Source organism: Phycisphaerae bacterium (assembly GCA_035384605.1).
Taxonomy (GTDB): Bacteria; Planctomycetota; Phycisphaerae; order UBA1845; family PWPN01; genus JAUCQB01.
On sequence record DAOOIV010000016.1, the window covers coordinates 58,751 to 70,844 of the forward strand.

At 62.3% G+C, this 12,094-nt stretch carries 8 protein-coding genes; all 8 read left to right on the top strand.

Annotation, left to right across the window (positions count from 1 at the left end):
- Nucleotides 1–363 precede the first annotated feature (363 nt).
- Entirely contained in the window at nucleotides 364–2,238 is a 1,875-nt protein-coding gene (locus PLL20_06255) for a hypothetical protein (protein ID HPD29577.1), read from the top strand.
- 37 nt (nucleotides 2,239–2,275) lie between these two features.
- Nucleotides 2,276–3,271: a methyltransferase gene (locus PLL20_06260; GenBank protein HPD29578.1), complete on the top strand. Its 996-nt coding sequence runs from the start codon at nucleotides 2,276–2,278 to the stop codon at nucleotides 3,269–3,271.
- Between the two features lie 78 nt (nucleotides 3,272–3,349).
- Nucleotides 3,350–6,025, top strand: a complete 2,676-nt coding sequence (locus PLL20_06265; protein ID HPD29579.1) for a DEAD/DEAH box helicase — start codon at nucleotides 3,350–3,352, stop codon at nucleotides 6,023–6,025.
- 148 nt (nucleotides 6,026–6,173) lie between these two features.
- Nucleotides 6,174–7,109, top strand: coding sequence for a hypothetical protein (locus tag PLL20_06270; protein HPD29580.1), 936 nt, complete (start codon nucleotides 6,174–6,176; stop codon nucleotides 7,107–7,109).
- Nucleotides 7,109–7,309 (top strand): hypothetical protein, encoded by a 201-nt coding sequence (locus tag PLL20_06275; protein ID HPD29581.1) that lies wholly within the window; start codon nucleotides 7,109–7,111, stop codon nucleotides 7,307–7,309. The genes PLL20_06270 and PLL20_06275 overlap by 1 nt, the downstream gene beginning before the upstream one ends.
- 50 nt (nucleotides 7,310–7,359) lie before the next feature.
- The gene (locus PLL20_06280; GenBank protein ID HPD29582.1) at nucleotides 7,360–9,222 is read left to right on the top strand and encodes a RecQ family ATP-dependent DNA helicase; all 1,863 of its coding nucleotides are present in this window, start codon (nucleotides 7,360–7,362) and stop codon (nucleotides 9,220–9,222) included.
- A gap of 1,339 nt (nucleotides 9,223–10,561) precedes the next feature.
- Nucleotides 10,562–11,059, top strand: a complete 498-nt coding sequence (locus PLL20_06285) for an FHA domain-containing protein (GenBank protein HPD29583.1) — start codon at nucleotides 10,562–10,564, stop codon at nucleotides 11,057–11,059.
- A 551-nt stretch (nucleotides 11,060–11,610) separates the two neighbouring features.
- The coding region (locus PLL20_06290) for a hypothetical protein (GenBank protein ID HPD29584.1) at nucleotides 11,611–12,094 on the top strand (484 nt) is incomplete at its 3' end.

Sequence of the window (12,094 nt, forward strand, 5' to 3'; positions counted from 1 at the left end):
CTTCGCGGGCTTGCCGGTCTCGGATTCTCTATTGTCGGTCCGCCGAACGGCCAACCTTCACACAATCTATAAGCCATTGATAAAGCTAATCTTACGCAAGAATCGATGCCCTGTCGTGCCCTCGCTGCACAACACCGCACGGCACTGCGGTTCCAGAAAACCGGCCCGCCGTCCCATCAATCGATGGCAACCGGGTCGATTCGATCCAAGGTCCGATGTCTAACCCCGTTACGAGCCCACGCTTGCCCTCGCCAAGGCCCGCAAGACTCGCCGGGATTCCCCGCAGGCTGGCAAGACGAACAACAACAGGTACACTTGCCCGACCTTCGCAAGCTCGATGTCCAAGCGAAACGAGGAACACTCATGTCGGCTGTCGATCTGGCGATTCTCATTGCCTACATCGGTGCTGTTGTGACCATCGGCTTCTGGGTGAAGCGCCGAGCCTCCAAAGGCCTGGAATCTTACTTCCTCGGCGGAAGGGAACTGCCGTGGTGGATGATCGCCATGAGCGGCTCTTCCAGCTACTTCGACATCACGGGCACGATGTGGATTGTCTCCATGTTCGTAGCCTATGGTTTCAACGGCTTCTGGATCCAGTGGATGTGGGGCTTCCTGATCGCCGCGTTCTATCTGGCGTACATGGGCAAGTGGATCCGTCGTAGCGGCGTGATCACGGGGTCCGAGTGGATGGTCTATCGATTCGGGCCGACGCGAAGCGGTGACACCGCCCGGCTGGCCTACACGACCTTTGCCGTGCTGACCCTGACAACCTTCATCGGCTACACGGCCGTGGGCATGGGCAAGTTCGGCGGTCAGTTCCTCCCCATCAGGGAATGGGTGCCCATCCTGGCCGACTGGACACCACGCAACATCGACCGCCTGTGCGCCGTGCTCATCATCAGCCTGACGGGCGCGTACGTGGTCGTCGGCGGCTTCACCGGCTTGACCATCGTCGACTTCGTGCAAACGATCGTACTGACCACCGGCGCCGCCATGATCGCCGTACTCGGCTTTGCGACGTTCGACGAACAACCGGTCGCCGCAGCCCTGGCCAAGCTCGCAGAGGGCACAAACCGCATCGTTCAAGTCAACCCCGTACAGTGGTACTCGCTTCTACCACCGTGGCAAATCGAGAACCAGGCCGACCAATACGCTTTGTTCGGGGCTGTGGTCATCGCCTTCCTGATGAAGGGGCTGCTGCTGGGCCTGAGCGGGCCCGAGCAGCTCTACGACTTCCAGAAATTCCTTGCGACTCGCAACACGCGCGAGGCGTCGCTGGCCGGCATGCTCTGGGGAATCTGTCACACCGTCCGGTTCCCCATGGCCATGGCCATCACCATCATCGGGCTCGTGGCGGTGGCAGGGTCTACCGAGACCGGCTTCGACGCCGAAAAGGTGCTGCCCTATGTAATCGCTCATAAGCTTCCGCCGGTACTCAAAGGGCTTGCCCTGGCTGCGCTGATCGCAGCCTTCATGGCAACGTTCGGAGCAATGGTCAACGGATCGGCCTCTTATCTGATCCGCGACATCTACCAGCGTTATGTCAATCCGTCCGCATCAACCCGGCATTACGTCCGCGCCAGCTACCTGGCAAGCATCCTGATGATCTTGATCGGCATCGCGATCTCGCTCGTGAGCAGTTCGATCGCAACAATGATCACCTGGATTCTCGGATTCCTCGGCTCGGCTGTCCTGGTTCCCAACGTCCTGCGATGGTATTGGTGGCGAATAAGCGGATACGGGTTTGCCGCCGGGATGTGGACGGGCATGGTATTCTCGCTGATCCAAACCTTCCTCGACGAGCCGATTGCCGGATACATGGGGTGGGGCCGGTCCGTACCGGTATACTACGTCATTCCGGTGCTCGCGTCGGTCTCCGCGGCGGCATGCATTATCGTGACACTGCTGACCAGGCCGCCCGACATGAACACGCTGGCTCACTTCTACCGTACGACGAAGCCCGCCGGACGCTGGGGCCCGGTCGTCGAATACATCCGCCGGACAAACCCCGAGTTTCGTAAGGAGCCCTTCCTCCCCGACATCGCCGCACTGGTCGTCGGCCTGTTCTGGCTCGGAGCCATGTACGTCGGGCCGAGTTACCTGGTGGCTCATCAATGGCTGCCGGCCGGCATCTGCGCGCTCATGGTCGCGGTCGGTTCGGTAGTTCTCGCCGCAAGCTGGTACCGCCGACTGGAATCCGGTGAACCCCGACCGGCCTCCCCCAAGGCAATCCCATGACCGCTATCGACCGCACGTTTTCGGAGAACGCACCGTCATGTCGAAACAATGGACGAACGAACAAATCCTCGATCTCGCACGCGCATACCAGCCGGCCTGTGTGATCGCGGCGGCGGCCGACCTCGACCTGTTCACCGTCATCGCCGACCAGGAGATGGCTGCCGACACGCTTGCCGGCCGACTCCAGGTCGATACCCGCGCATTGACCGTGCTGCTGGATGCGCTGGCCTCCATCGGGCTCCTGAACAAACGTCACGGAAAGTACCGCACGCCGGCCGAGGTCTCCGCCGCCCTGTCGCAGGACGGCCCACGATCGGTCCTGCCGATGGTCCAGCACACCGCTAATTGCATGCGCAGATGGGCGCATCTCGCCCGCGTCGTCAAGACCGGCCGTCCCGCCGAGCGAACACCCAGCATCCGGGGCGAAGCAGCGGACCAGGCCGCGTTCATCGGAGCAATGCATGTCGTTTCCGAACCGGTTGCCGACCGGGTCGTCTCGGACATCCATCCTCCCCCGTTTAAGCACCTGCTCGACATCGGCGGGGCGTCGGGAACCTGGACCATGGCCTTCCTGCGACTCGACCCCCAAGCCACCGCCACGATCTTCGACCTTCCCGAGGTGATTCCCATGGCCGAGCAGCGGCTCCGCGAGGCCGGCTTCGCCGAGCGCGTCAGGCTCGCCCCCGGCGACTTCTACGTCGACAAGCTCCCCGCCGGCGCCGACCTTGTCTGGCTCAGTGCCATCGCCCATCAGAACTCGCGGAGGCAAAACCGCGAACTGTTTGCCGGGATTCACGACGCCCTGATCCCGGGCGGAACGCTCCTCCTGCGAGACGTGGTCATGAACGACGACCACACCGCCCCGCCGGGCGGGGCAATGTTCGCCGTCAACATGCTGGTCAACACCGAAGGCGGGGGCACGTACTCGTTGAGCGAGTACCGCCAAGACCTCGAAGCCTCCGGATTCAAAGACGTCCGTCTGCTCCGTGAAGACCCGTGGATGAATTCAGTCATCCGGGCCTCCCGAAACTGATCTGGACGACGAGCATGCCATCGGTACATTGTTCAGCATCGCAATCGGCTGTCCGTGCCCAGGAGGAGGTACACAACAATGGAACTCACCGCCACTGCCAGGAAACTCCCTTCGCTTCGTGATCGTCTCTCCCGTTTGAACTACACCAAGGCCTGTCAGCTTCTCGGCGAAAACGGCAAGGAACTGATCAAGCTGGGCGGAGCATACGAGATCCGCCTCGACGAACAAGTGTACCTCGGCGAGGACCTGTTCCGCCTGAGCCTGCCGGACGCCGTGGTCACGATCACCGCGATGGCCGAAGCCAAGAACCGCCTGCGCTTCAACTGCACCAGTTGCAACACCGTCTGCCGGCACATCGGGGCGGCGCTGGCACTGATCATCGAGGAGAAGATGTCCTTGGGCCTGGCGGCCCCGCCTCGCGAGCGTGTCCCGGTCGAGAGCCTGAGCGAGGAGAAGCTCATCGAGCAGGCGTTGGAGGAGCGCCGCGAGCGGGCCCGCACCGGGAACATGACCGTCACGTCCATGGACCCTGCCCGACTCTGGACCGACTACCTGGTCACGAACCGCATGTCGGGCAAAACCTACCGTGTGGCCCTGCGGGGTTGGGAACGAGGGCAGTCCTATTGTTCGTGCCCTGATTATCGCAAGAACACGCTCGGTACGTGCAAGCACATCATGCGCGTAGCCGAAAAGGTCAAGAAACGCTTTCCCGAGAACACCCGGCTCCGCCCGTATGTACCGAAAGACTTGGCCGTGTATTTGCAGTATGGCGAGCAACTTGAATTGCGCCTGCTGACCCCGCCCAACCTCAATGGCGCAGCCGGTGCCCTCATCGGGCCGGTTAGCGGCCGGGCGATTCAAGACATTCCCGACCTTCTCAGGCGAATTCAGAAACTGGCCATCCTCGGGTACCCGGTGGTCATTTATCCGGATGCTGAGGAATACATCAACCAGCAGCTCTTTCTCCAGCGCATGGCCGCCAAGACCGCGGAGATCCGGAAAAACCCCAAGGACCATCCCCTGCGCAAGACTCTGCTCAAGGCCGAACTGCTGCCCTACCAGATGGACGGCATCGCGTTCGCCGTCGGTGCCGGAAGGGCTATCCTGGCTGACGACATGGGCCTGGGTAAGACCATCCAGGGCATCGGCGTGGCCGAGTTGCTTGCCCGCGAGGTCAACATCCGAAAGGTTCTGATCGTCTGCCCAACCTCTCTCAAATCGCAGTGGCGCAGCGAGATCCACCGTTTCTCCAACCGTGATTGCCAGCTTGTTCTCGGCGGAGCGGCTGAAAGAGCCGCCCAGTACGACAACGATCGGTTCTTCACGATCTGCAACTACGAACAGGTGATGCGCGATATTCTGTCCGTCGAGAAAGTCAAATGGGACCTGATCATTCTCGACGAGGGTCAGCGAATCAAAAACTGGGAGACCAAGACCAGCCGGGTCATCAAAGGCCTGAAGTCGCCGTTCGCCTTGGTCCTGTCCGGCACGCCCCTCGAGAACCGCCTGGATGACCTGTTCTCCGTGGCAGAGTTCATCGATGATCGTCGGCTGGGCCCGGCCTTCCGTTTCTTCAACCGCCACCGCATCACCGACAAAACCGGCTATGTTCTGGGCTACAAGAACCTCGACGAGTTGCGCGCCCGGCTCAAGCCGGTTCTGCTCCGCCGCACACGCGACTCGGTCATGAAACAGCTTCCGCCGAGAACGACGGAGATCGTCCGCATTACCCCGACCGACGAGCAACTCAAACTCCACCAGACCTACTCCCAGATCGTCAGATCCATCGTGACCAAGCCTTACATCACCGAAATGGACCTGCTGCGTCTCAGGCAGGCTCTCACGTTGTGCCGCATGACCGCGGATAGCACCTACCTCGCAACCAAGGAAGAACCGGGCTATTCCAGCAAGCTGGAAACGCTGGACAACCTGCTCGAACAGCTTGTCGCCGAGGAGAACCGCAAGATCCTGCTCTTCTCGGAATGGACGACGATGCTGAACCTGATCGAGCCGCTGTTGAACAAACGCAAGATCGCCTTCGTCCGGCTGGACGGGTCGATCCCTCAGAAGAAACGGCAGCCGCTGGTCAACGCCTTCCAGAACGACCCGCGAATCAAGGTATTCATCACCACCAACGCGGGTGCCACCGGCCTCAACCTTCAGGCGGCCAACACGGTGATCAACGTAGACCTGCCCTGGAACCCGGCGGTCCTGGAGCAGCGTATCTCCCGGGCTCACCGCATGGGCCAGGAGCAACCGGTCCAGGTTTTTGTGCTGGTCACCGAGGCAACCATCGAAGAGAACCTGCTCGGCACACTGTCGGCCAAGCACGATCTGGCCATGGCGGCTTTGGATGCCGAGTCAGATGTCAGTCAGGTCGACCTCATGACCGGAATAGACGAGTTGAAGCGGCGCTTGGAGGTCCTGATCGGCGCCCGACCGTATGCACCGGTGGATGAAAGCGAGAAGCGGCGGGTGATGGAAGAGGCGGAACGGCTGGCCCGGGCCGATCGCGTCGGCTCGGCCGGCGGCCGGCTTCTGACCGCCGCCCTGGGCTTCATGTCCGAGCTCTTGCCCGAACGTCCTCAGACACCGGAATTCGACGACATGGTCGAAACCCTCCGGGCCCGCTTGTCCGAATGCATCACTCAGGATGAGAAGGGTCAGCACAAGCTGACCGTCACGTTGGGCGATGACTCGGCGGTCAACAACCTGCTGCACGCCCTTGCCAGGCTTCTCAGCTTGAAAGGGTAAGCGGAACGAGAATCGAGGCAGCATCCTCTTCTGTGCTCCACTGGAGCAAGGGCCACCCTTCGCCTGATGTCAACTCCCGCCTGTGGCCCCTCGCCGCCGACCCCGATTCTGTTGACCTCCCCGCCCGCTATCGGGTAGCCTGCAAGGCATGGAATCCGCTGTAACCATTGCGCCGCCGCATGTCGGGCTCATTGACCGCACCCGTGTCGCCCTCGCCTGCGGGGTGGCCATTCTGATGATGTACGGCGTCGGCTGGAACGTGGCTCAGCCCCCGGACTCACTCCTCGGTCTGACTTTCACCGCCGGCGGACGGTCATCCTATTTCCACATCTGGCTGATGATGCTGGTCTTGGGGGCCGCGACTTCCGCCATCGCCACGGCGGTGGCCGGAAAACGGCTGCCCGAAGCCGGCTTGTTCGCCACCGGCGTCGGTATGGCAACCATGGCCCTCCGCGGCGGCTCCATGCAGTCGGTCCTGGCTTACTGCGCTTCACCCGAGACGGCATCGCGCAGAGAATTGATGCGGCTGATGGGACAAGATTGCCTGCTCTGGGCCGCGGTGATGGCCTTGGCTTGGGCCGCCTCCACGCTGACCAGGAAGTGGCTCTGGCCGGACAGCAAGGTCTCAGCCTGCCCCGCTCGCACCAAACCAGTCTCGCCGCAACTTGGAGCCGCAACGCTCGCCTCGACACTGATCGTGGCATTAATCGTGATCTGGCTTACCATTGCCCGGACTCCCGTGGCGGAGATCGCCCGGGGACAGGTCATCGCTTCAGTGGCCGCCGGGCTTTTTCTCGGAGCCATGGCCGGACGAACCGTCACCGGCGTCGATAACGTCCGCTGGTATCTGCCCGCCGTCGTGCTCGTCGGACTGACGGCATACCTCATCGGCTACCTGGAATCCGACATGAGCTGGGCCGGCTCCGGTTCATACCGACCCTATGCGGCCCTGGCGACAACCCCGCCGCACGATCTGGTCAGACCCCTGCCCATCGAGTACATGACGGTCGGCGTCGCCGCGGTCCTTGGCGGCTTCTGGTGCGGCAACAAGGTCGAGCAGACGGTGGAGGAAGGGACGCGGTAATGTTCTCGCCTTTCAGAGGTCGGTTCGAAAGCTGGACCGCAATCCGCGCTCGCATGCTCAGGGAAACGGAGGTGTTTATCGAGGAAGGCCTCCGACACCCGGAACGGCAGGTTCGCATCCCCGCCCTCAAGGTCGGTTCCGGCACCTTCACGCGCATCTTTGCCCAGGCATTCTGGGCCCAGGTGCTGGGAACATCATGACCGGGTCTGATGGACATTGACCGAGGAGCAGAAGATCGAGGGCCGGGGTCTTGGATTCTCTTCTGGAAGTGGTCAAGAAGCACTGGGGCTACTTATCCTTCCGCCCACTGCAACATGAGGCGATGGTCGCAGCCGTCGAGGGTCGGGACTCCCTGGTTGTCCTGCCGACCGGCGGCGGCAAGTCGCTGTGTTACCAAGCCCCCGCTCTGCTGAGTGACAAGCTCACAGTGGTGGTTTCGCCCCTTATCGCTTTGATGAAAGACCAGGTGGACCGGCTCATCCAGCGCGGCATCTCGTCAGCTTTCTTCAACAGCAGCCTGGACGCTGCCGACCGACGGCGGGTCATGGCGGGAATCACCCGTCGGGAATACAAGCTTCTGTTCGTGGCCCCCGAGCGATTCGCCGATCCCTTGTTCGTGGACATGCTCGGCCACGTTGGCGCGGGGTCGTTTGCCATCGACGAGGCCCATTGCATCAGCCACTGGGGCCACGATTTCCGCGCCGACTACCGCCGGCTCGGACAGCTCAAGGTCCGGTTTCCGAATGCCGCGGTACACGGCTTCACTGCCACGGCCACGCCAACGGTTCGAGACGACATCATCGCTCAACTTGGGCTGCGGAAGCCGGTGGTGTTGGTCGGCGATTTCTTCCGGCCGAATCTCCGTTACCGTGTGGTCCGCCGCACGAGTACCCTGGCAAACGTATTGAGCGTCATCAAGCAGCATCGTGGACACGTCGGAATCGTGTACTGCATTCGTCGGGATGATGTTGACGGACTCACCGCGCAGCTTCAACGGGCCGGCGTACGGGCGATCGGCTATCACGCGGGGATGAGCGACGAGGTCAGAACACAGGCCCAGGATGATTTCTCGGCCGGCAAGGCGGACGTCGTCGTGGCCACGGTGGCGTTCGGCATGGGCATCGATCGTGCCGACATCCGCTACGTCGTCCACGCGGCCATGCCCAAGTCCATCGAGCACTACCAGCAGGAAACCGGCCGTGCCGGGCGCGACGGCCTGCCCGCCGACTGCGTCTTGTTCTACACTGGCGGCGACTTCCACCTTTGGCGGACGATCATCCGCAAGAACGAATCCGCCGACCTCGAGAACAAACTCCGCATGCTCTCCGAGATGTACGACTTCTGCACCGGCATAAGCTGCCGGCACCAACGGCTGGTCAGCTACTTCGGTCAGGCGTGGGACCGCGCATCCTGCGATGCCTGCGACGTCTGCACGGGAACTCTCGAGCGAGCCCCGGACTCCACGGTGACCGCCCAAAAGATCCTCTCCTGCATCGTCCGCACCGGCGAGCGCTATGGAGCCGCATACGTGGCTGACGTCTTGATGGGGGTCCCAACCGACCGGATTGTGGACCGTGGACACGACAAACTGAGCACTTTCGGCCTGATCACCGATCGGCCCAAGGGTGTGCTCATTATGTGGATGCACCAACTGGCCGACCAGGGTTTCCTGCGCATCGACGGCGAGTACCGCGTTTTCAAAATGACGCCGGAGGGCTGGAAGGTTCTCAGGTCACAGGCCGTCGCCCGGCTTTCCGATCCGGGACGACGCGACGGCCGTCAGCGCCGGGAGCGAAGGACAGACGACCCAGACCGTCCCAAGCGGGCGCCCACACGAACAACCCGCCTGCCGCCGCTGTCCGGCAAGAGCGAACCGCTCGATGCCGCGGCCATGAATCTGCTCGGCAAGCTCCGCGACCTTCGCCGCCACCTCGCCGATGAGTTGAACGTTCCCGCGTTCATGATCTTCAGCGACAAGACGCTCCGCGAAATGGCCCGTCGCCGGCCCCGCTCTCCGGATGAGTTCCTCGATATCAAAGGGGTGGGAGCCATCAAGAGCCGCCAGTTCGGCGAACGCTTCCTGGAGGCAATCCAGTCGCACCTTCGGCAGTGAGGACGGTCGCGGTCGTGGTCCTACCCCCGTGCCGGCTGACGAGCGTCGTATCGGGCAACCTCTTCCTTGAGTTGGTTGATCAAACGTCTGTGCGAGTGTATGGTCACCTCGCGGACATGCTCGTCCTTAGTCTCTTCCGTCGCAACTGGTGCGCATTTTGCGCGCATGTCTCCCGATCGTCGGGTGCCATGCCCACGGCTTTGCGTGGGCATGCGCCTTTCAATCCTTACCGCCGGACATCTGTACGGCTCGCGCGCATGTTTCTGGATCGCAGAACGTTTGGGTTCCGCTCGGCCCGGAATCCTTTCCGGGCCGCATTCTCGTTCGCTCGGCCCGGAATCCTTTCCGGGCCCTGGAGTTTGGCATTCCGCTCGCCCCGGAATCCTTTCCGGGCCGCACTCTCGTCCGCTCGCCCCGGAATCCTTTCCGGGCCGCACCCCCCGCGGAATCCTTTCCGCATTCAGCGCCCATAACGATGCCAATCCTCCACCGAGCAGGTAGGGCAGGTCCGTCGGGTGCCATGCCCACGGCTTTGCGTGGGCATGCGCCTTTCAATCCTTACGGCCGGACATCTGTGCGGCTCGCGCGCATGTTTCTGGATCGCAGAACGTTTGGGTTGCGGCCCACCATAACGCGGTCCGCCTTAGACAAGCAGGTCTTGTCAGCACCGGACGGCTCTCACGCGACCAAACACGTCCGCACCGTTCTTGCCCCCTGCATCCGACGAGAAAAACATGCCGCTGCTGCCGGACAGTCAAACCTGAACGCCCCGCCGCCCACCAACCATACGGCTTCCCTCTCTACCTCCGGCCGTCGGAAATCCTCCGATCCCGAGCAACAGGGGCACGCCGCCGCCGGCGCGTCCCCCTACGGCAGACATCCTTTGGGCGGCACCGTTTCGGGCCGAGGCCCTCCGGAAGACCGCCTCCGATAGGCCACAGCCTGGGCCTTTCGGGACTCCCTCCTCCAACCGCCTTGGCAGAACGCCAGGGCGGTCGAGTCTCAAGTTGCGCCTCTCAGATCGCTTCCACATAAAGGTCGGCAAACTCGCTTCTTGCGATTCCGCCCCGATCCTGGGGCGGGCTGCGCCTGTAAGCCGGCAAAGCCCAAAAGCCTTGCCAGGCATGACGCCAAGCGGTAGACTAATCAGCGTTGGGGCGGACCCGGCGCAACAAGTGAGCTGATGCACACCTCACAAACGGCCGTTCAGGGACGCCCCGCCGCGTGTGGATTGGGCGCGCTGCTGGTCCTCCAGGCGAGCATCGGCATCGCGAGACTCGCGGGGCATCGAGCAGTGCGCAAAACCTGAGTTTCAGGCAACTTGAGGCAGGTTGGCGTCATGAACGTTGTGCTGGTAATGTTCAAAGACGACGGCTCGAGCAAAGAGTTCCCCCTCTCGCCGGGCAAGACTCTTGTGGGACGCAGCGAGGAATGCGACCTGCGAATCCCCCTTCCGGAAATCTCGCGAAAACATTCGGTTTTGATGGTAACCGGCAACACGGTGGCTGTCCGCGACCTCGGCAGCGCCAACGGCACCTACGTCAACAATAAGCGGATCAGCGAACAGGAACTCGCCGCAGGCGACCACTTGGTCATTGGCCCCGTCGTCTTCACCGTAAAGGTGAACGGCGAACCCAAGAACATCAAACCCGTTCACACCCGTCTCGAAACACGAAGACCTGCGACCGCCAAGCAACCCGCTACCCCTAAACCAGCCACTGCCGGGGCGACCGCAAAGGGCGAAGAAGACCCCATCAGTGCCTTGGAAGCCTTGGCGGGCACGGACGACACCGCCGAGATGGATCTTGACGGATCCTCCATCTTCGGTGACGAGTAACGCCCGTACATCCCACATCACTTCGCCCCTGTCCAAGCCCGCAAAACACGGGACCTGGGATTCCGCACCCCCACGGTATATCAATGCCTCTCCCCGCTGTTCCCCTGTGGACAGCAACAGACCGGTCTTCGACGTTAATTGCTTGCCATAATACGACTTACGTTCTCAAGGCAGTCCCAGAAATGACCTCGACCTGCGCGTCGCGGACGGCAGGGTCCAGACGTGGCGCGGTGGTTGAACCAGATAAGATCCGCGCTCGCAGACCTTCTCCCCGGACGATTCACAACCGTGTCCGTCTTGCACAGCCTTGGGGTGAGGCCGGGACGGATGGACGCGACCCTCTCGGGCATGCGTCTGCCTCTTGGTCTGCACACACCTGAACAAACCTCCAGGAGTCGTTCAAGAGCCCGTCGCGTAAGCTCCAGATCCTGTGACAGCCGGCCACCCAACCTTCACAGACCCGATAGAGCCCAGGTTTCAAATGCCTTGACAACCAGTCATCCATACTGTACATTTTCATCACCCGCGACAAATAGCGACCGGAGCGCTTCATGCTCAAAAACGGCGACAACGCAACCGATCGCAATTGCACCCTTGCCACCACGCGGCCCGCCCCGCAGGCCGGCTTGCGCGCCAACCCGCAGGTTTCACCTGCCGCGGCGAGTCAAGGCCTGGACCTTTCCCGCCCCATCCACGACGCCGGCGGCATCGCCGGCCTTCTGGCCGTGGAGGAGGAGACGCAAGGCACGTTCCACGGAACGTACTGGTTCTTCTATGACGGAAACGGCAACGTCGGTCAGCTTGTCAAGACGATCAAAGATGGCCAGGGCAACATCACCGGCGTCGAAAACACCCTGGCCGCCCACTACGAGTACGACCCATACGGAAACGTCATCGGCCCGGACGATGACGCCGACGGCGACTGGCGGGAGCACGCCACGGCCTTCGCCCTGGCCAACCCCATCCGGTTTTCGACGAAATGGTTCGACCCCGAAACTCACCTGGGCTACTGGGGCTACCGCTACTACTCCCCAC

Bases quoted from the DNA above. Each gene is read 5' to 3' on its own strand.
- PLL20_06265 (HPD29579.1), top strand. From the start codon at position 3,350: ATGGAACTCACCGCCACTGCCAGGAAACTCCCTTCGCTTCGTGATCGT.
- PLL20_06255 (HPD29577.1), top strand. From the start codon at position 364: ATGTCGGCTGTCGATCTGGCGATTCTCATTGCCTACATCGGTGCTGTT.
- PLL20_06270 (HPD29580.1), top strand. From the start codon at position 6,174: ATGGAATCCGCTGTAACCATTGCGCCGCCGCATGTCGGGCTCATTGAC.
- PLL20_06275 (HPD29581.1), top strand. From the start codon at position 7,109: ATGTTCTCGCCTTTCAGAGGTCGGTTCGAAAGCTGGACCGCAATCCGC.
- PLL20_06285 (HPD29583.1), top strand. From the start codon at position 10,562: ATGAACGTTGTGCTGGTAATGTTCAAAGACGACGGCTCGAGCAAAGAG.
- PLL20_06260 (HPD29578.1), top strand. From the start codon at position 2,276: ATGTCGAAACAATGGACGAACGAACAAATCCTCGATCTCGCACGCGCA.